Raw genomic sequence first — 20,135 nt, forward strand, 5'->3', positions numbered from 1 at the left:
AACGCGCAGCGCTCACGGTGCCCGGTCCCGGCCGCTGTCTGGGACATCCCCGACGTCTCGGTTCGCAACGCGCGCGGCGGCGCCGTGCGCAGCCTCGGGGGCGATGTTCGAACGGGAGATTGTTCGAACGAGGGGCCGGATAGTGTACAGGGGACCGTTCACTTATCCCGCCACGAATCCCGGGCGAGCGCCTTGATGGGCGCCGGGTTCGGGCTTGCGCTGCTGGTGGGGTCGGCGCTTGGTGGGATCCTCGACACGTCGCCGGAGCCCGCTGTCCCGGCGAGCGCACCGAGTACATCGTTTGCCACGTCGGGGCGCTAGGTTGCCACGCTCGTCCGAAAGCGTGAGGGCGAGGTAGACTCACTCCCCGTGTATTGCCCGTTTTGCCACAATGAACAGTCCCGCGTGATGGACTCCCGCGTCGTCGACAGCGGCGCGGCGATCAGGCGGCGCCGCGAATGCACCGAATGCGGCGGGCGTTTTACCACCGTGGAAAAAGCCGTGCTTACCGTAGTGAAGCGCAACGGCGTAAGCGAGCCGTTCGACCGCGACAAACTCATCGTCGGCGTGCGGCGAGCCTGCCAGGGGCGGGACGTCTCGGACGACGCGCTGAAACGGCTCGCGCAGCAGGTCGAGGAGACCGTGCGTAGCCACGGCAGCTCCCAGGTCAATGCCAACGACATCGGATTGGCCGTGCTCGAGCCGTTGCGCGTGCTCGACGAGGTCGCCTACCTACGGTTCGCCTCCGTGTACAAATCCTTCGAATCCGCCGAAGACTTCGAATCCGAAATTCGCCTCATGCGACGTAAGGACCGAGAAGACTTCTAAGCGCGCCCTTACGCTAGCTTCTCGATCATCTTCTCCACGCGCCTTTGGCTCACAGGCTCCGCCGTCCCCAATCGTTGCGCGAAGAGGCTGACCCGGAGCTCCTCGATCCTCCAGACGACGTCCTTGTACGCCGCGGTCTTCTCCCGCCCAGCGGGCAGGCGCGACATTTTCGCTTTCAGCGTTTTCTTCACCGAATCGATCACCGCCTGGCGCTCGGCGTCCCGGTCGGGATCGCGGCCCATGTCCTCCAGTCGAATGCGCATCGCTTCGACGTAGCGCGGCACGTGCTGCAGGCGCTCGACGCCGTGGACCGTGATCGCGTGCGGAGGAAGGTAAAAGTTCAGCTGGGAGCGCATGTCGTCGATCGCCGGCCCCTCCCAGGAGCGCAGCTCATCGCGCATGGAGGACCACTCCACAAGAGCCGGGGCGACAGCGACAACCGCGCGGCGAACGGCACCGGCGACGCCGGGCGTGACGTGTTTGACGAGGGCGTCGAAGTCTTCCGGGGTGCGTACTGGGCCGCCGTGGGCCATCATCAAGTCACGCACGGCGGCAACACGAGCGTCGTCGACGAGCCCCTGAGCACCTCCGTGCGGGTAGTTGTCCACGGCGACCTTCTGCCGCAGCGGCAGACCTTTCATCATCTGATTCGCGTTGACCGTCACCTCACGCAGCAACAATGTCAGCGTGGCGGTGACCATGGACGCGTCGGCCGCTGCCTTCGTCGGGTGGACGGTCACCTTCACGCCTTCCGGCGTGGCCTCAAGGGCGGGGTAGGCGTCGACGGTGTTGCCGTCGATGGTGGCGTGCACCGTCTCGGCGACGTCGCCCAGATTCTCTCGGGTCCACTCCGTCACGACCCCAGACTCGGAGCGGCGGCTCGCTTTGGACACCGAGGACCGGATCTGCCCCGCTTGGCGCTCCTTGAGGGCGGCGAGGTTTTTATCGTGGTCGATCGTCTCGCCGCGCTTGTCAATCGCGGCGAACGTGACCCGCAGGTGAGCAGGCAGCGCATCCGGGCGGAAGTCGGACGCGTTGATGCCGGAGCCCCCGAGTTCTCGCAGCCCGTGCGCGAGCTGATCGAGCAGACCTGACTCGTGGGGCGTGAGCTCGGGGAGCACGCGCGCGGCGAAGTCGGGCGCGGGCACCACGGTGCGGCGCAGCGGTCGCGGCAGGGTGCGGATAAGCTCCGTCACCAGTTCTTCGCGCAGCCCCGGCACGAGCCAGTCGAAGCCCTCGTCGGTGAAGCCCGCGAGCAGCGGGACCGGCACGGCGACGGTGACGCCGTCGAAGTCGTCGCCGGGTTCGAACTTGTAGCGCAGCTCGTAGTCGATGCTGCCTTGGCGCCAGGTGGGCGGGAAGGCGGTGTCGGAGGCGACCGCGGAGGCGTCGACAAGCGATGCCGGATCGAAGTCGAGGTAGGCCGGGTCGTCCTTGCGCTTCTTCTTCCACCAGGAGTCGAAATGGCGCGCGGTGGTGACCTCGGCGGGAAGCTTGGAGTCGTAGAAATCGAACAGAGCGTCCTCGTCGACGACGAGCCCGCGCCGGCGCAGCTTCTCCTCCACGGCGGAGGCTTCCTCGAGCAGGGCCTCGTTGTGGTCGATGAAGGTGTGGTGCCGGTTCCAATCCCCCCCGATGAGCGCGTGGCGGATGAACATGATGCGCGCGCCCTCCGGGTCGACGCGATGGTAGGGCACGAGCCGGTCGCGAACAATGGGAACGCCGTAGAGCAGCGACTTTTGGTGCACCATCGCGGCCGAGCGCTTGCGCGACCACACCGGCTCGGAGTAGCTGTGCTTGAGCAGGTCGCCGGCGGCGCGCTCGACCCACTCGGGTTCAATCTTGGCGACGTCGCGCGCCCACAGCCGCGAGGTTTCGACGAGCTCGGCGGCCATGAGAAACTCCGGCGGGCGCTTGGCCAGCGAGGAGCCGGGGAAAACCATAAACCGCGTGCCGCGCGCGCCGAGGAACTCCTTCGACTGACCGTCGCGCGCCCCGATGTTGGATAGCAGGCCCGTGAGAAGTGACTTGTGGATCGCGGTGGCGTCACGCTCACCCGCGACCGCCTCCGCGGGGGACCAACCGAGCCGCTTTTCGACGTCCCTCAGCTGCCGCACCAAGTCGTACCACTCCCGGATCCGCATGTAGTGCAGGAATTCTTTGACCATGCGCTTGCGAAAGGCGTTGCCGGAAAGCTCGTCCCGGGAGCCGGCGACGTAGTCCCACAGCTTGAGCGAGGACAAAAAGTCCGAGGTAGGGTCCTTGAATCGCGCGTGCGCCTGGTCGGCCTGCGCCTGGTGGTCCAATGGGCGTTCGCGCACGTCCTGGATGGTCATGGACGCGACGATGACGGTGACGTCGTCGAGCACCCCGAGGCGGTTGGCCTCCACAAGCATGCGCGCCATCTTCGGGTCGACGGGGATGCGGGCGATGTCGCGCCCGATGTCGGTCAGTGTTGGTGCGCCGCCACGCTTCTCGTCGGCGAGGGCACCGAGCTCGTGCAGCAGGGTGATGCCGTCGCGGATCGCCTTGGCGTCCGGAGGCTGGATGAACGGGAAGTCGGAGACGTCGCCGAGGCGCAGCGAGATCATGTGCAGGATCACGCTGGCCAGGTTGGTGCGCAGGATCTCAGGGTCGGTGAACTCCGGCCGCTGGGCAAAGTTCTCCTCGGAGTAGAGCCGGATGGCGATGCCGTCGGCGACGCGGCCCGAACGCCCGGAGCGCTGGTTGGCGGAGGCCTGGGAGATCTCTTCGATGGGAAGGCGCTGCACCTTCGTGCGGGTGGAGTAGCGCGAGATGCGGGCGAGCCCGGTATCCACGACGTAATGGATGCCGGGCACCGTCAGCGAGGTCTCCGCGATGTTGGTAGACAGCACGATGCGCCGACCCGAGTGCGGCGAGAAGACGCGGTGCTGCTCGGCGTTGGACAGCCGGCCGAACAGGGGAGTGACGTCGACGCCGCGCCAGTGCTTCTTCTCAATGGCTTCCATGCAGTCACGGATATCGCGCTCGGAGGAAAAGAAGCACAGGATGTCGCCGGGGCCCTCGGCCATGAGTTCCTCGACGGCGGAGACGACACCGTCGATCATGTCCTGGTCGACCTCTTTGCCGTCGACGAGCTCGACGAGGGGCCGATAGCGGATCTCCACCGGGTAGGTGCGCCCAGAGACCTCGATGATCGGCGCCGGGTTTCCGTCCGCGTCTGCGAAGTGGGCGGCGAAACTCTCCGGGTCGATCGTCGCCGAGGTGATGACGACCTTCAGGTCGGGCCGGCGCGGAAGGAGCCGCTTGAGGTAGCCGAGCAGGAAGTCGATGTTCAGGCTGCGTTCGTGGGCCTCGTCGATGATGATCGTGTCGTACGCGTTGAGGAAGCGGTCGCGCTGCATCTCCGCGAGCAGGATACCGTCCGTCATGAGCTTGATGGAGGTCGTCGCGGAGACCCGGTCGTCGAAACGGATGGCGTAGCCCACCGACTCGCCGATCGTTTGCCCTAGCTCGTCGGCGATGCGCTCGGCGACGGTCCGCGCGGCCAAGCGCCGCGGCTGGGTGTGGCCGATGAGCCCGCGCCGGCCGCGGCCGAGCTCGAGCAGCATCTTCGGAATCTGGGTGGTCTTGCCGGAGCCCGTCTCGCCGGCGATGATGACCACCTGGTTGTCGCGCAGCAGCTCCATAATGTCCTCCCGGCGCGCCGAGACCGGGAGTTTTTCTGGGTACGTGATCTCGGGCAGGGCTGCCGCACGGGCCTCGACCCGCGCCGCCGCGGCGTCGATGTCAGCGCCAATCGCCGCCAGGGCCTCGGGCGCGCGCGCCTTCTTCAGGCGGCGCTGGAAACGGCGCACCTCGGCGAGCGGGACCTCGTCGAGGCGGGCCAAGAGGTCGGAGCGGGTGGGGGCAGAGGAAGAATCGTTCATATCTGCCGAACAATTCTAGCCCTTCAGCAGCTGTTCGCCTTTCGCGACCGCCTGCCGGTGCGCCTGCGTGACAAGCTCTCCGAGTTCCTCGTAGGCCGCGGTGCGCGAGGAACTGGAGCGGCACACCAGCCCGATGGTGCGCTGGGCGACGACCCCCTCGTCGAACGTGGCCAGCCCCAGCCCCGGGCGCGCGCACTCCGTCGCGATGGCCGAGGCCGGCACGAGCGTGGAACCGAGGCCCGCGACAACGAGCTGCATGATGGTCGTCAGCGAGGACGCGCGCGTGGCGGAGTCGGCGTCTGCATGCGGGGCGGCGTTGACGAGGCGGCACAGGTCGACGATCTGTTCGCGCAGGCAGTGGCCGTCGTCAAGCAGCAGCAAGTTGAGGTCGTCGAGGACGTCGAGGCTCAGGTCGTCGTGCCCGGCGGCCTCGTGCGATGCGTCGGTAACGACGATGAACGGCTCGTCGAAGAGCGGGCACTCCGTGATGCCGGGCACGTTCGTCGGCAGCGCCAAGATGGCGATGTCGATGTGCCCGTCACGTAGCTGCTGGATGAGCTGCTCCGTCTGGTCCTCGACGATGCGAGGCTTGAGCTCGGGGTACGATTCGCGCGCGAGGCGCAGAAACTCGGGGAGGATATAGGGCGCCAACGTCGGGATGATTCCGATGCTCAGCGGGCCGGCCAGCACCCCGTTGGCCCCCCGCGAGTGCGCGACGAAGTTCTCGGCGGCTTCGAGCGTGGCCTTTGCGAGCGGGAGCAGCCTCTCGCCCGTCGCCGTCACGATCACCTTGCGCGTGGAGCGTTCGATGAGCTGGACACCCAGGCCTGATTCGAGGGCGACGAGCGCCTGGGACAGCGACGGCTGAGAGATGTTCAGCTTGTGCGCGGCCGTGCCGAAGTGGCGGTTTTCGGCGATGGTGACAAAGGTGCGCAGCTGCGCGAGTGTCGGCCGGTATTCCTTATTGCCCATGCCTATGAGGCTACAAGACAGCTATAGGCAATATGTAACAATCGTAGTTTTCGCGCCAAAATAATGTTTAAGCGTATGAGAGTATCAGCGCAGCGGGTCGAACGGAGCAATCGCTGGAGCCGTCTCGCCGGTGGCGATGCGCTGCGCGAGGAGCTTGCCGCTGAGCGGGCCGAGGACCACGCCCCACATCCCGTGCCCGCCGTTGACGTACACGTTTGGCGCCTTCGTCGCCCCCACGAGCGGCAGCCCGTCGGGCGTGACGGGACGCGACCCGACCCACTCGTCCTCGCGGTGGTCCCAGTCGACGCCTTCGAACAGCGGGGCCGTGGCGTGAATGATAGAGCGCACGCGCTGCGGCTGGAACGCCTCGTCCGGGCGGCGGAACTCCATCGTGCCCGCGACCCGTAGACGCCCCTGGTACGGCGTGCACGCCACCTTCGTGTACGGCAAATACACCGGGGACGTGACGGGCTCCCGGGTGGCCACGCTGAAGGAGTAGCCGCGGCCAGCCTGCACCCGCGTAGTCACGCCCAGGCCACGCACCAGCGAAGGGAGCCACGCGCCCGTCGCCACCACGACGACGTCGGCGCTGCGCCATTCTCCCGTCGCCAGTTTGACCGCCGGAGTGCGTGTCGACGTCACCGCCACGACCTCCACGCCCTCGACGACGCTGCCCCCACGCCGCCGCACGTCGGCGGCGAGCGCCTCGCAGAACGCTCCGGGGTCGATGTAGCGCTGACCTCCCATCCGGTAGAGCGTGCTCACACGAGGGGAGAGAACCGGCGCGACGCTGCGCGCCTCCTCCAGATCGATGCGCTCGAAGGGGACGTCCTGTCCGTGGCGCACGGCTCCTTCCACCTCGGCGAGGAAACCCGCGGCCTGCGACTGTTTTTCAAAGCCAACGATGAAATCCACGCTGTGAGTCTGGGCCTCGACGCCCCCAGCGATGAGCTCGTCGAAGGCCGGCAAGGCCCCGAGGTCAGCGGGAGTCAGCCGTGCCATCGTTGCGTCCCAGGCGCGGTCCGTGGCGTGCGCCATGAACCGCGCGACGAAGCCCCACAAGCCGGGATCCGGGCGGGCAGGGACCTGAAGCGCCGCGTGGGCGTCGAAAAGCGCGGTGGGCCCGTATGCCCAGAGGCTCTTGTTGGCGAGGGGGATGGTCTTGCCGGGGGCGAGCCAGCCGGCGTTGCCCCACGACGAGCCCGCCGCGACGCCTATCCGGTCGAGAACCTCGACCTCGTAGCCGTGGTCTTGGAGGTACCACGCCGTGGATAGGCCGACCATCCCGGCCCCAATGACAAGAGCACGCGCCATGTAATTGTCCTCTCCTAAGGGTTTTGTAACCAAACTCAATATAGCGCACGATGACGGCGCCCGCGGCTACTCCGGGCTCATCAAAAAAACTCCGAGCACCCCCGCGGGAGAGCCCGAGGGGTACCGGCCCGTCCGGGGCGAACCGAAACCGCCCCCGCGTCGCACCCTCACCCACGTGGGCACACCTCGCCGCCGTCCTAACTCCACTTCCCGATGACGCCGTGAACGCGTTGCGCGGGGTACGCCGCCGAGAGCGGTGTGGGCTCGAAGGTCGGTGTACCCGCGGAGAGACTCCGCACAACCTTGCTGCGGGGCCTGCTCGCTGGAGTAAAGGGGATATCGACCCACTTGTGCATCAGGATGCGGTTCCACCGCTCGACCTTGCCGTTGGCCAGGCCGTAGCGCACCTCACAGGGGCAGTGGGCGGCCGGGAGAGCGCAACAGGCGGCCAAGAAGCGCGGCGGAGTATGTTCGGGGCTACCGGGCGACGAGCCGCAGAGAGCGTAGCCGCACCTCCCCGGCCTCGTCGGAGGCGTCGAGGTCAACCACGCCGTGCAGCTGGTAGGAGTTGTCGCCCTCGGGGTCCTGGAAAATTTGCTGAACCTCCCACGAGCGGCCCGTGCCGTTGACAAGGCGGAAAAAACCCGGGCCGCGGGCCTCGGGACCGGTGCCCAGGTCGTCGTACTCCGCGAAGTAGTCGTCCATCGCGGCGGGCCAGTCGGGCCGCTCGTCTGGGTCGAGGTAGCCGACCATCTCGTCGAGGCGCTCCTCCTTTTCGAAAGCAAAGAGCTCGACCATACGGAAGAAGTAGTTGCGCACCATGACCCGGAACGCCCGGCGGTTAGCGGTGAGAGCGGTCGGGTCCTCGACGCCGAAGGCCAGCTCGCGCTGGAGGGTTTCCTCGGAGATAGGGGAGTCTTCGTCCGCCATGTGCGCCCACTCGTCGATGAGCGAAGAATCCACCTGCCGGATGAGCTCCCCGAGCCAGGCCACAATGTCCTCGAGCTCGTCGTTGAGGTAGGACTCGGGGATCGAGTGGGACAGCGTGCGCCACGCGTCGGTGAGGTAGCGCAAGATGACGCCCTCTGAGCGCGCCAACCCGTAGGTGGCGATGACATCCGAGAAAGTCATCGCGTGCTCGATCATGTCGCGCACCACGGACTTGGGCGACAGGTCGAACTCGCGCGCCCACGGGTTGCCCGTGGCGAAGGTGTCAAAGGCCTCGTCCAACTCGTCGGCGAGCGGCTTCGGGTAGGTGATCTCCTCCACGATGGCCATACGGTCCGTGTAGTCCACGCCCTCGGCCTTCAACGCGGCAATTTCCTCGCCGCGGGCAGCTGACTGCTGCGCCTGGAGCAGCTGGCGCGGGTCGTCGAGGATGGCCTCGAACGTGGAAATGACGTCCAAGGTGTACGTCTCCGACTCGGGGTCGAGCAGGGTGAGGAATGCGAGAGCGAACGGCGACAGCGGCTGGTTGAGCGCGAAGTCACGATCGAGCTCGGTGGTCAGCGTGTAGGGGCGCATCGCCGGCGAGTCCGGCGTGCGCTCTACCACGCCGGCGTTGATGAGGCCGCGGAAGAGCTCCACGGCGGTAAGGATGTCGCGGTTTTGCTTCGCCCGTGTGTCATGGTTGGTGCGCAGCAGGTGCTTCATGTGCTCGTAGCCGTCACCGGGGCGGGCCACGACGTTGAGAAGCATCGACGTGGAGACACGGAACTGGCTGCTCAGCTCCTCGGGCTCGGCCGTTGTCAGCCGCTGGAAGGTCTTCTCCGACCAGCTGACTTCCCCTTCACGCGCTGACTTGAGACGCTTCTTCTTCGCCTTCTTCGGGTCGTCCCCGACACGCCGACGGAGCTTCGCGTTCTCGATCTCGTGCTCGGGCGCCTCGACAACGACAGAGCCCTCGGTGTCGTAGCCGGCACGCCCGGCGCGGCCCGCGATCTGGTGGAATTCACGCGACTTGAGGATGCGTTGGCGCGTGCCGTCGAACTTGGCCAGGCCTGTCATGAGCACGGTGCGGATGGGCACGTTGATGCCCACGCCGAGCGTGTCCGTGCCGCAGATCACTTTGAGCAGACCCTGCTGGGACAGGCGCTCGACCAAGCGGCGGTACTTCGGCAGCATTCCCGCGTGGTGGATGCCGATACCCCGGCGCAACAGCGTGGACAGAGTTTTCCCGAAGGCGGTGGTGAAACGAAAGTTCCCGATCTCGGCGGCGATTCTTTCCTTCTCCTCGGCCGTGACAATTTTCATGCTGGTCAGCGCCTGCGCGCGCTCGGTAGCCTCGCGCTGGGAAAAGTGAACCACGTAGATGGGAGCCTTGCCATCGGCGAGTAGCTCCTCGAGGGTCTCATGCACCGCGGTGAACACGTAGCTGAAATCCAGCGGGACCGGACGTTGCGAGCCTCCAACGTAGGTGGTGCGCCGGCCCGTGCGAGAGGTCAGGTCTTCTTCCAGCCAGGCGGTGTCGCCGAGGGTGGCGGACATGAGCAAAAACTGCGCCTTCGGCAGCTCGAGCAAGGGTACCTGCCAGGCCCACCCGCGGTCCGGCTCGGAGTAGTAGTGGAACTCGTCCATCACCACCTGATCGATCGAGGCGTTCTTGCCCTCCCGAAGCGCAATGTTCGCCACGATCTCCGCCGTCGCCGCGATGATGGGGGCGTTGCCGTTGACGGTGGCGTCGCCCGTCATCATCCCCACGTTTTCCGCGCCGAATATCTCGCACAGCGCGAAAAACTTCTCGCTCACGAGCGCCTTGATCGGGGCTGTGTAAAAGGAGCGCTGCCCGCGGGCCAGCGCGATGAAGTGGGCGGCGTTGGCCACCATCGACTTGCCGGAGCCCGTCGGGGTGGCCAGGATGACGTTGTCGCCGGTCAACAGCGCCAGAGACGCCTCTTCCTGCGCGGGGTAGAGCGAGATGCCGCGCTCCGCCGTCCACGCGGTGAACGTGTCCCACACGGCTTCGTCGAAAAGCGAGGCGGGGACGTTGTCGAGGTCGGGCAGCATATCGGCGAGAGTCACGCACACCACCGTAGCCGACGCCGCCGACACGGGGTTTTACTCCCGCTCGTCGCCGGGTTCGTCGTCGTCGCCTGGTTCGTCGTCCTCAGGGGAGAGGTCGTAGTAGTCCGACAACCGGGTGTCCTCCGGTTCCCCGTGGGGAAGGCCCCGCTCCCGGTCGCGGTCGTCGATGGCGGCGAGGAAGTTCTCGAAGGCCTCACCGATCTCCTCGCCGCTGGGCGTCTGTGCCTCGCCGGGCATCATCGCGTTGGGGTGGCGCTCGCGGTACGCCTCCATCTCGCGGTCGTAGTGCTGCTCGAGGGCGGTCACGACTTGGGAGATTTCCTCCGACCCTTCCGTCTGCTCCGCCAGTTGGCGGGCGACGCGCTGCATGTCGGCCTCGAGGGCGCGCAGCGGGAACGATAGGCCGGAGGCGTCAGAGACGGACTGCAGCAGCTGGTACGCCGCGTGCGGGTAGGGCGACGCCGAGATGTAGTGCGGCACGTGCGCCGTGTAACCAGCCACGGAGCGCCCGCGGCCGTGCAACACGCGCTCGATCATCGTGGCGGCCGAGCCCGGGACGGAGACCATGCCATCGAAGGTGTACATCGTGCCGACGAGCTCGGGGTCGTTGCCGTGAGCGGACACGACAAGCGGGCGCGTGTGGGGCGCCCCCATCGGGGCTGCATACAGGCAGATCGTCTTATCCACGTCGAAGTGCTCCACCAAGTCGGCTACAGCGTCGCTGAAGGCCTCCCAGCGCAGGTCGGGTTCGGGCCCGGAAAGCAGCAGGAAGGAGGAACCCTCCTCGTCGCGCAGCACCCGGATATCGAGCTGCAGGTCGTCCATACCCGTGATCTCGTGCTGCGCCATGGTGACCGTGGGGCGGCGCGAGCGGTAGTCAATGAGCTCGTCGTTGCTGAAGGTGGCCACCGTGCGCGAGTCGAGTGCCGCCTTCAGATGCTCCGCCGCGCCCTCGACGGCGTGGCCCGCGTCCGCGTAGCCCTGCATGGCAATCACGAGGGTCGGACCGGAGGACGCGTCCCCGCCCACAGCCGGGGCCGGGTACTCCAGTTCGTACATGTGACGGTCGTTCCGCGTCATCTCTAACCTCCTGAACCAGCCTGAAACCATCCCGGGATCAGCCCGGGTTCTCTCTTGCCACAACGGCGCAGCCCCAGGAAACATTCCCGTTAAAGCATTCCATTGTGCACGAACGAGCAGCCTCGCGCTACTAGGCGGGGCGGGCCACGGGCCGACGTGTGGACAACGCCTCCCCATCCACAGAAAGGCACTCCACGACGCGTGCCGGCCACCGATGGAGGGAACCGCCGAGGCCCGCAGCCCGACAAACGTGACCATGGAAAGATCATCGTTTGCTTCAGAAAGCTTGTCCGGCCCCGCCGAAATCATCGCCTCTCTTCCGGGAGTGCTCGGCTTTTACCCGCACGAATCCGTCATCGTCCTCGGCCTCGTCGACAACGACAGGCCCGGCTGCGCCACACTTGGCCCAGTCCTCCGCTCCGATATCACCCACGCCCACGAGCTGGGAGACATCATCGGAGAGCTTCCCATGGACAGGTGCGTGGCGTTTCTCGCTGTCCTCGTCACCCGCATCCCTCATTCTCCGCTCGCCGAGGCCGCCATAAACGCCCTTTTCGCGCTCACCACCGACACCGGGGCCCCGCTTATCGACGCCTGCTGGCACGTCTCGGAAATCGCCACCGGAACCCCGTACAGCCTCGTCTTCGAGCCGGGGAAGGGCTCCGTTGTCGCGGGCTCCTTCGGCAAGGAATGGACGTGCGGCACTGTCTCGTCCGTGGCGGCCTCGCCGGCGATGAAACCGCTGATCACCAACGGTGTCCTCCCCGAGCTTTCCCGGGAAGACACCTACAGCCACTTCGAGTGGTGTCCTCCCGGTGACCACGAGGAAGCCGAGGAACGCGAGGCCCGCCAAAAACTGGCCGCGCGGCGCGGCTCCGAGCTGACAAGGAAAATCAACCGGGGCGACCCCCGGGCGCGCGCCGGGGCCCTCGAGGCCGGCCGCAGCCTCTCCGCGTTTCCCGCCCGGCAGCTGATCGGCGTCGACGCAGACGACCGCAGCGACCAACTGGACGTGAGCGACGACGACCTCGTGGCGCTGGCAACGCTGCTGTCGAGCAGCATCCTGCGCGACGGGTTGATCAACATGGCGCTCGCCGACCCCGCGTGCGCGGGCACAGCAATGATGAGCGTGGCACGCACGTTCACAGGAGTTATCCGTGCCAACGCGTTGTGCGTGTGGGCGATCCTGGCGATCGACAAAGGCCTCACCTCGTGGGCCACCGCCGCCCTCATGACCGCGCTGGAGGAGGTCCCGAGCCACAACCTGTCGGGGCTTATCATCGACCTCATGCGGATCGGCCAGGAAAAGTCCCTGATCCACGCCGCTCGCGACGGGAGCGTCTGCGCGTGGTAAACGAGGGCCCCACACGGCGACCTCGGAGGACATGCACGGCCACCGGATCGCGCAGCCTCGCGGTGAGGGGCTAACGCGAGCGCGTCTCGTCCCGCGCAGCGGCGTGGGTGCGCTCACCCAGCGCGGACGTAAACGCCCAGGCGTCCTCGACGATCGTGCGGAGGTCCGTGCGCTGCGGATCCCACCCAAGCTCGGCGCGAATCTTGTCGGAGGAAGCGACGAGCACCGCCGGGTCGCCCGCCCTGCGCGGCGCTACCTGCGCGGGGATGGGGTGGCCGGTGACCGTCCGGCACATCTCAATAACCTCGCGGACGGAGTAGCCGTCGCCTGAGCCGAGGTTGTAGATGCGGTGAGCGCCTGCCGTGTTGCTTTCCAGCGCGAGCAGGTGAGCGTCTGCCAGGTCGCGGACGTGGATGTAGTCGCGCACGCACGTGCCATCGGGGGTGGGCCAGTCCTCGCCGAAGATCATGATCTTTTCGCGATAGCCCAGCGCCACCTGGAGAACCAGCGGAATGAGGTGCGTTTCGGTGCGGTGGTTCTCCCCGGCCGCGCCATGCGCGCCGGCCACGTTGAAGTAGCGCAGGCTCGTCGCTCCCAGGCTGTACGCCGAGCAGTAGGAAGCGATGGCGTAGTCGATCGAGAGCTTCGTCGCGCCGTAGGTGTTGGTCGGCCGGGTGGGGGCATCTTCCGTGATGGGCACCTGCTCCGGCTCGCCGTAGGTGGCGGCGGTGGAGGAAAAGACGAGGTTGGTGACGTTGTGCGCCCGCATGGCGTCGAGAAGCGTCAGCGTGACCACGAGGTTGTCGCGCCAATACTCGTCGGGCAGCTCCATCGATTCGCCGACGAGGGAACGGGCCGCGAAGTGCACTACGCCGTCGTAGTGATCAGCGGCAAGGACGTCGTCGATGACCTCGCTGATCGTGCCCTCCGCCAGCCGTGCGCGGGGAGGCACAGCGTCGCGGTTGCCCGTAGAAAAGTCGTCAATAATCGTGACCTCGTGGCCCGCGTCAAGCAAAACGGTAGCGCAGACGCTGCCGACGTAGCCTGCGCCGCCCGTGACAAGAATCTTCACAGCGTGGACAACCTCTTGCTCGGACTAGTTCGCAGGGGTCACGCGCAGGGCGTGCGCGAGTTCCTTGCGCAGCAGGACACGGTTGCCGTTGCCTCCGGTCACGGCGACGCAGCCCTTGTCGGGGCCGTTTTCTACGGTCACCACCGAGCCGACGACGATGTCAGCGTCGTGGAGGATCGCGAACTGCTTCTTATCCAGCTGGAGGATCTCGCTCATCTGCACGACCTCGTAACGCTGGGGGGTATCCGTGGCGACATCGCTCGCGCGCTCGCCCGGGTCGAACTCAGGGGTGGAATCGACGCCGAGCTCGTCGAGCGCCGGAATCGGGTTGCCGAAAGGGGAGCGGTAGGGCTTGTCGAGCACGGCGACGACGCGCTCCTCGACGTCCTTGCTCATGACGTGTTCCCACCGGCAGGCTTCCTCGTGGACCTGGGTGAGATCGAGTTTGAGAACATCGCTCAGCAGACGCTCGGCGAGACGGTGCTTACGCATCACCTCGGTGGCGCGCTGCCGCCCGGTGGGGGTCAGGGACAGCGAACGGTCGTCCTCCACAACCATGAGCCCGTCGCGCTCCAAGCGGCCCACGGTCTGGGAGACGGTCGGCCCGGACTGCTCGAGTCGCTCGGCGATGCGCGCCCGGAGCGGGACAATCCCCTCCTCCTCGAGCTCGTATACGGTCCGCAGGTACATTTCTGTGGTGTCTACAAGGTCGCGCACGGTTGGTCATCCTTTTCTAAAACGCAGTGCATCTCACGCGCGGTATCCGGCGTGTCGGGCAGGCAGGGGCTATGTAGATGGGTAGATGGAGAGTTCACCTACCTAAAAACAGAAAAGCACAACCTATTCTATCCCAAGGATGCGACGTAGGCCGTGCTTTCCGAGGCGGGGTGCATGAACACCCCGGGAAAAAGCTGTCTAGAGGGCGTAGTCGCGCAGGCGGGCCGCTCGCTCTCCGACGCGCAGTTTTGACATCACCTCGCGTTCGATCTGGCGCACGCGCTCGCGTGAGAGCCCAAACTGGCGGCCGATCTGGTCCAAGGTGCGGGGCACGCCGTCGTCGAGGCCATAGCGCAACCGGATGACGTCCTGCTCGCGCTCTTCCAAGCCTCCGATGATGTCCTGAATGTCGTCGTGGCGCAGAGTGGACACGACGGCGTCCTCGGCGTCGGTGGCTTCCGCGTCCTCGATGAAGTCGCCCAACGGGGCCTCTTCGTCCGCGCCGACGGGCATGTCCAAGCTCACGGGGTCGCGCGACTGGCGCAGAAGCATCTCGATCTTTGACTCATCGATGCCCGACTCCTCCGAGAGCTCTTCGTTGGTGGGTTCGCGCCCGAGGGACTGGTACATCTCGCGGCGAATGCGCGACAGCTTGTTCACCTGCTCGACGAGGTGGACCGGGAGGCGGATAGTACGAGACTGGTCGGCCATACCGCGGGTGATGGCCTGGCGGATCCACCACGTGGCGTAGGTAGAAAACTTAAAGCCTTTGGCGTAATCGAACTTCTCCATCGCGCGGATCAGGCCCAAGTTGCCTTCCTGGATGAGATCGAGCAGGGGCATCCCCCGGCCGGTATAGCGCTTGGCTAGGGAGACAACAAGACGCAGGTTCGCCTCGAGCAGGTGGGCGCGGGCCTTGCGGCCTTGCTTCGCCAGAATCTTGTAATCACGCTTGCGGGCGCGGGTGAGCTGCACGTCAGGATCGTCCAAAAGGTGCTGGGCGTACAGACCAACCTCGATCTGCTGAGCAAGTTCCACCTCCTGCTCCGCGTCGAGCAGTGCGGTTTTGCCGATGCCGTTGAGGTACACGCGAACCAAGTCGGCCGACGGGTTGTCATTCGTCTGGTTTCGGCGGCTGCCGCGGTCAACGGCTTCCTCACTGTCGACTGCCAGGTCATGATCGGGTTGAGTCATGGGTGCGTGCCTCCTAAAACAGCGGGTATCTATCGTAGCAACGCCGCAGCCGAAGGAATTGTTCCCGCCGACCGTATAAATATTCGCTTATGTCTCCACGAGCAAAGTAAAGGGCCCTTCGTTGACGCTCGCGACGGACATCATCGCCCCGAAGCGCCCTTCTTCGACGTGGATTCCGCGTTCACGAAGCTCCGCCGCGATCTTGCTCAGCACAGGCTCCGCCTGTTCGCCGGGTGCCGCATCGGACCACGAGGGCCGCCGCCCCTTCGCAGTACGTCCCATGAGGGTGAACTGGCTCACCAGCAGCACGCTTCCCCCCACGTCCTGCACCGAGCGCTCTCCGTCGAGCAGGCGCAGCTCCGCGATTTTTCGCGCCATGGTTCGCCATGCGTCCTCGCCGTCGTCGCGGGCGACGCCAACGAGTGCTAGCACGCCACCCGTGTCGGGGCAGTCAATCGAGCCGACAAGCTCGTCGTCGACGGTGACGCTGGCGCTGGACACGCGGGTGAGTACGGCCTTCATGGGGATTCCTTCCGGGCTGGGGTTAGGACACGATTTCTGCGATGTCGGCAGGGATGAGCAGGCCGTGGCGCACGAGATCCACGACCGCCGTCGCCGCAGACCCGAAATAGTCCTCCGACTCCACGCCGTTGGATACGGCCCACAAGTCGATGACGTCGCGAAGCGGCAGGCCCTGCGGGTGCAGGCCAGCGACGATCGCGCGCAGCCCGGCGTCGACCTCGTGGTGAAAGCGCGGCCCGTCGGTGCGGATCAGGCGCGTGACCTGCGGGCGAAAGCCCATGCCGGTGTCCGAATCGGCCACGCTGACCTCCTCGACGGCCACCCCCGGGCGGAGGATGTAGCGGGCGTCGAGGACCGCCTCGGCGTCAGCCTCGCGCAGCCACGCTGCGCGTTCGAAGTACTCGCCGGCCTCGGGGGCTAACGGGGCGCTGAACGGCTGCAGCACCTCCTCGGCGGTGACCTCGGTGGGGGCGTCACCGATCTCACGCAGAAACACCCAGCCGAACCCGATCGCGTGCACGTCGTTAGCGCGGAAGTGCTCCAGCCAGCGCGCGGTTGTGTCGATGCCCTCGCGGGAGCGAGGATCAACCGAGCCGTCTTTGAGCCACGTGGAGACGTACATGCCCGGATCGACCACGTCGCGCTGAATCACCCACGCGGACACCCCCCGGGGCGGTAACCACGAGGCAACACGGCTCTGCCAGCTTTCCTCGGCGGTATGCACCCATGCGCCGAGGATGTGCGCCGTGCCGCCGGTCGTGAGGTGCTCGGGCGCCTGGCTCACGACGAGCTGCGTCGCCCCGTCAAGGTCTAGGCCGGAATCGCGGTAGACGTGGCCCACCTCGGGCGGGCCCACGACGAACGGTGGGTTGATGACAATCCGGTCGAAGCGCTCGCCCGCGACGGGCTCGAACCACGGGCCCTCGCGCAGCTCAACGTTGTCGATCCCGTTCGCAGCGAGGTTCGCATCCGCGAGAGCGAGCGCGCGGGCGCTGACGTCGGTGGCCACGACGCGGGCAGCGCACCCCGCCTGGGCGACGGCCTGCACGCCGGAGCCCGTGCCGAGGTCGAGCACGCTATCGACGGGTTCGCATGACGAGGCGGACAGAAGCGACAGCGAGGCCGCGCCGACACCGAGCACGTGGTCCGGCCCTGGAACGTGGGCGCTGGTGGAGGCATCGAGGTCGGAGACGATGAACCGGTTCTCGCCGGCGAGGACGTGGGGGCGCACGTCGAGGGCGACCTGGATCTCGCCGGAGGGCAGTGGGGCGGCGAGGGAGGCGTCGAGAAGCGAGAGCGTCAGGCGCGACCCAAGAAGATCCGCGAGGTCCTGGCCGGTCCACGCTTCGCGCAGCAGGAAGAATCGAATGAGGCCCGACAGGCGGGAGCCGTCCGCACACGCGGTGAACACAACGCCGGGCTCGCCGCGGTAGAGGGCCTCGGTAGCGTCGGGGCCGAGGTGCGCGGAAATGGCCTCGGTGGTGAAACCGGCGGCGCGCAACTCGCCTGCGAGGGCGGTTACGGCGCTGGTCAGCGGCGTGCGGTCAGTCACGGGGGGTCCTTTTCTCGGGCGGGTTCGTCTCGTCGTGCTCGATGATAGTGGGCGCCTGGCCCGGGTCTGGGGCGCGGTCTGGACCGTCTGGACCGCCGGCCTCGAGCTGGCGGCGTCGCTCGGACTCGAGGCGCTGGTACTCGCGGGCGACGGCGGGTTTATACACGTTGCGGCTCCTCCTGTCGCGCTTTTCGCCCTTGCCGTTGCCAATCATGACCGCGACCCACGGCAGCGGGATAGAGACCACGAACAGGATGCCGGCAAGCCACCAGTTGTCGAGGTACCAGGCGGCGACGATCGCGAGGAGGATAAAGGGCAGCCGCAGCATCTGCAGAATCATGTAGACGCGTTCGCGGCTGCGCAGGTTCTGCTCCGGTGTGCGCGTCGCGTCCGTGATGAGTTGCCGGGGGCGGCGGCGCATCGTGCGGCGGTGCGGTGAAGCATCCGCCTCGACGTCGACAGTCTCTGGATCGGGCCCTCGACGGGGCCCTGGGCCGGAGAAGTTCTCGTCAGCGGTGCTCATGAAAACCGAGGGTAGCCCGCGGCCACCAGCGCGGCTTAACCTCCCGGCTGTCTTGGGGCATGATGGGTGTGTGACTACGACGACGAAAACCCTTGAGCGCACCGGCACCGACGTGCGGGAGGACACCTCGTCAGGCATCGACGATGGAACCCCCAAGTTCTTCCACTACGTCAAGAAAGATCAGATCGTGGATTCGGCAATCTCCGGCAAGATGGTCGTCGCCCTGTGCGGCGAGACCTTCCCGGTGAAAAAGCAGGCCAAACCGGGTTCTCCGGTGTGCCCGAAGTGCGAGGCAATCTACAAGGGGCTGCGTCGTAAGTGACACAGTCCGCCGCTCGGCCTTCGCTGCGTGCATGGCAGCAGGAGGCCTTCACGTCGTATATGGCCACGAAGCCGCGAGATTTTCTCGCGGTGGCCACGCCGGGCGCCGGCAAGACGACCTTCGCGCTGACGCTCGCTAGCTCGCTTCTCGACGACAAAACGGTGCAGCGGGTCATCGTCGTCGTGCCCACGGAGCACCTGAAGCACCAGTGGTCCGACGCCGCGAAACGCTTCGGGCTGTCCCTCGACGCCTCCTTCACCAACTCCTCGGCAGTCAACCCGGCTTTCGACGGCATCGTGGTCACCTACGCTCAGGTGGGCATGCATCCGTTTAAGCACCGAGCCGTCGCTTCCGCGCGGCGCACCCTCGTCATCCTCGACGAGATCCACCACGCCGGCGACGCGAAGAGCTGGGGCGACGGCGTAAGCGAGGCCTACGACGACGTCGAGCACCGCCTCGCTTTGACCGGTACGCCGTTTCGCTCCGACGACTCCGCCATCCCCTTCGTGCGCTACGAGGAGGACGGCGAGGGCCACCTTGTCAGCCAGGCCGACTACACCTACGGCTACGCGCACGCGCTTGCCGACGGCGTCGTCCGCCCCGTCGTCTTCCTCGCCTACTCGGGCGAGGCGCAGTGGAAGGATTCGGCCGGCGAGGAGTACTCGGCCCGGCTCGGAGAGCCGCTCAACGCGGAGCAGACCGCCCGCGCGTGGAAGACGGCGCTCGACCCGAAGGGCGACTGGATCGCCGCCGTGCTCCAGGCGGCCCACACGCGACTGCACAAGCTGCGCGCGCACATCCCGGACGCGGGCGGGCTGGTCATCGCTACCGATAAGACGACGGCCCGCGCCTACGCAAAAATCCTGGAGGCGCTCAGTTCCACGCCGGTGACGGTCGTGCTCTCGGACGAGGCCGGGGCGTCGGAGCGCATCGATGAGTTTTCCGCGTCAACCTCGGAATGGATGGTGGCGGTGCGCATGGTGTCGGAGGGCGTCGACGTGCCGCGCCTCGCGGTGGGAGTGTACGCCACCTCGGCCTCGACGCCGCTGTTTTTCGCCCAGGCGATCGGGCGCTTCGTGCGCTCGCGGCGCCCGGGCGAGTCGGCGTCGGTGTTCTTGCCTTCCGTTCCGGTTCTGCTGCGGCTGGCGGAGGAGATGGAGGTCTCGCGCGACCACGTGCTGGGCAAGCCGCACCGCGAATCGGGCTGGTCGGACGAGCTGCTCGAGCAAGCGAACCAGACGCGCAACGAGCCCGACGAGGTCTCCGGCTACCAGTCCATCGGCGCCTCCGCCGAGTTGGATTCACTCATCTTCGACGGTTCAACCTACGGCACCGGCACCACCGCCGGCTCCCAGGAGGAACAGGACTTTTTGGGCCTGCCGGGCCTGCTCGACGCGGAGCAGGTGAAGCTTCTGCTGCGCAAACGCCAGGCGGACCAATTGGATGCGCGCGAAGCGGAGGAGCGCGCGCAAAGGGCGGCGGACAGGCAAGCGCGGGAGCGCGCCGCCGTGCTGGGCACCACCATCACTCCGCAGCCCGCGTCGCGAGAGGAGGAGAAGGTCGCCGTAGATGAGATCGGCGACCTGCGCCGCGAGCTCAACGCGCGCGTGTCCATCGTGGCGGGTAAAACGGGACGGCCGCACGGCGCGATCCACACTGAGGTGCGCAAGGCGTGCGGGGGCCCGCCGACCGCTCTGTGCAGCGCTCAGCAACTGCGTGACCGCATCGCCTACCTGCGCGACTGGTAGCG

At 66.8% G+C, this 20,135-nt stretch carries 16 protein-coding genes; 4 read left to right on the forward strand and 12 right to left on the reverse strand.

The annotated features are described in order from the left end of the window. Positions 1-158 precede the first annotated feature (158 nt). Positions 159-308, reverse strand: a complete 150-nt coding sequence (locus tag BLT81_RS12910; RefSeq protein WP_155860760.1) for a hypothetical protein — start codon at positions 306-308, stop codon at positions 159-161. A 61-nt stretch (positions 309-369) separates the two neighbouring features. On the opposite strand from BLT81_RS12910, the gene nrdR reads away from it, so the two are divergent. After that, positions 370-828 carry a transcriptional regulator NrdR gene (nrdR, locus tag BLT81_RS03625; protein WP_040420613.1) on the forward strand — a complete coding sequence of 153 codons (459 nt, stop codon included), beginning with the start codon at positions 370-372 and terminating at the stop codon, positions 826-828. Between the two features lie 8 nt (positions 829-836). On the opposite strand, the gene hrpA is transcribed toward nrdR, so the two are convergent. The 5 genes from hrpA to BLT81_RS03650 all read right to left on the reverse strand — a co-directional run bounded on the left by hrpA (position 837) and on the right by BLT81_RS03650 (position 11,129). Beyond that, complete coding sequence (hrpA, locus tag BLT81_RS03630; RefSeq protein WP_019192908.1) at positions 837-4,739, reverse strand: ATP-dependent RNA helicase HrpA; 3,903 nt, start codon at positions 4,737-4,739, stop codon at positions 837-839. A 15-nt stretch (positions 4,740-4,754) separates the two neighbouring features. After that, entirely contained in the window at positions 4,755-5,711 is a 957-nt protein-coding gene (locus BLT81_RS03635; protein ID WP_019192907.1) for a hydrogen peroxide-inducible genes activator, read from the reverse strand. 84 nt (positions 5,712-5,795) lie between these two features. Beyond that, positions 5,796-7,025 (reverse strand): NAD(P)/FAD-dependent oxidoreductase, encoded by a 1,230-nt coding sequence (locus BLT81_RS03640; RefSeq protein ID WP_019192906.1) that lies wholly within the window; start codon positions 7,023-7,025, stop codon positions 5,796-5,798. A 477-nt stretch (positions 7,026-7,502) separates the two neighbouring features. Beyond that, positions 7,503-10,031, reverse strand: a complete 2,529-nt coding sequence (locus BLT81_RS03645; protein WP_040420725.1) for a DEAD/DEAH box helicase — start codon at positions 10,029-10,031, stop codon at positions 7,503-7,505. Positions 10,032-10,082: 51 nt separating this feature from the next. After that, entirely contained in the window at positions 10,083-11,129 is a 1,047-nt protein-coding gene (locus tag BLT81_RS03650) for a PAC2 family protein (protein ID WP_019192904.1), read from the reverse strand. A 214-nt stretch (positions 11,130-11,343) separates the two neighbouring features. Here BLT81_RS03650 and BLT81_RS03655 point away from each other — a divergent pair, with 214 nt between their 5' ends. Next, positions 11,344-12,483 (forward strand): DUF4192 domain-containing protein, encoded by a 1,140-nt coding sequence (locus BLT81_RS03655; protein ID WP_019192903.1) that lies wholly within the window; start codon positions 11,344-11,346, stop codon positions 12,481-12,483. A 70-nt stretch (positions 12,484-12,553) separates the two neighbouring features. On the opposite strand, the gene galE is transcribed toward BLT81_RS03655, so the two are convergent. The 6 genes from galE to BLT81_RS03685 all read right to left on the reverse strand — a co-directional run bounded on the left by galE (position 12,554) and on the right by BLT81_RS03685 (position 18,063). After that, a complete protein-coding gene (galE, locus tag BLT81_RS03660) occupies positions 12,554-13,555 on the reverse strand; it encodes a UDP-glucose 4-epimerase GalE (RefSeq protein ID WP_019192902.1) in 1,002 nt (333 codons plus the stop codon). A gap of 24 nt (positions 13,556-13,579) precedes the next feature. Next, positions 13,580-14,272 carry a metal-dependent transcriptional regulator gene (locus BLT81_RS03665; RefSeq protein ID WP_019192901.1) on the reverse strand — a complete coding sequence of 231 codons (693 nt, stop codon included), beginning with the start codon at positions 14,270-14,272 and terminating at the stop codon, positions 13,580-13,582. A 198-nt stretch (positions 14,273-14,470) separates the two neighbouring features. Further along, positions 14,471-15,466, reverse strand: a complete 996-nt coding sequence (locus BLT81_RS03670) for a sigma-70 family RNA polymerase sigma factor (protein WP_019192900.1) — start codon at positions 15,464-15,466, stop codon at positions 14,471-14,473. Positions 15,467-15,553: 87 nt separating this feature from the next. Next, positions 15,554-15,988 (reverse strand): D-aminoacyl-tRNA deacylase, encoded by a 435-nt coding sequence (dtd, locus tag BLT81_RS03675; RefSeq protein WP_019192899.1) that lies wholly within the window; start codon positions 15,986-15,988, stop codon positions 15,554-15,556. A 22-nt stretch (positions 15,989-16,010) separates the two neighbouring features. Then, a complete protein-coding gene (locus BLT81_RS03680) occupies positions 16,011-17,540 on the reverse strand; it encodes a DUF7782 domain-containing protein (protein ID WP_019192898.1) in 1,530 nt (509 codons plus the stop codon). Further along, a complete protein-coding gene (locus BLT81_RS03685) occupies positions 17,533-18,063 on the reverse strand; it encodes a DUF3099 domain-containing protein (RefSeq protein ID WP_081582800.1) in 531 nt (176 codons plus the stop codon). The genes BLT81_RS03680 and BLT81_RS03685 overlap by 8 nt, the downstream gene beginning before the upstream one ends. A 70-nt stretch (positions 18,064-18,133) precedes the next feature. On the opposite strand from BLT81_RS03685, the gene BLT81_RS03690 reads away from it, so the two are divergent. Both BLT81_RS03690 and BLT81_RS03695 read left to right on the forward strand, forming a co-directional pair. Further along, on the forward strand, positions 18,134-18,385 hold the full coding sequence (locus BLT81_RS03690) for a DUF3039 domain-containing protein (RefSeq protein WP_019192896.1): 252 nt from the start codon (positions 18,134-18,136) through the stop codon (positions 18,383-18,385). 59 nt (positions 18,386-18,444) lie between these two features. Next, a complete protein-coding gene (locus BLT81_RS03695) occupies positions 18,445-20,133 on the forward strand; it encodes a DEAD/DEAH box helicase (RefSeq protein ID WP_019192895.1) in 1,689 nt (562 codons plus the stop codon). The last annotated feature ends 2 nt before the right edge of the window (positions 20,134-20,135 follow it).

Source organism: Corynebacterium timonense (genome assembly GCF_900105305.1).
GTDB classification, from domain to species: Bacteria; Actinomycetota; Actinomycetes; order Mycobacteriales; family Mycobacteriaceae; genus Corynebacterium; species Corynebacterium timonense.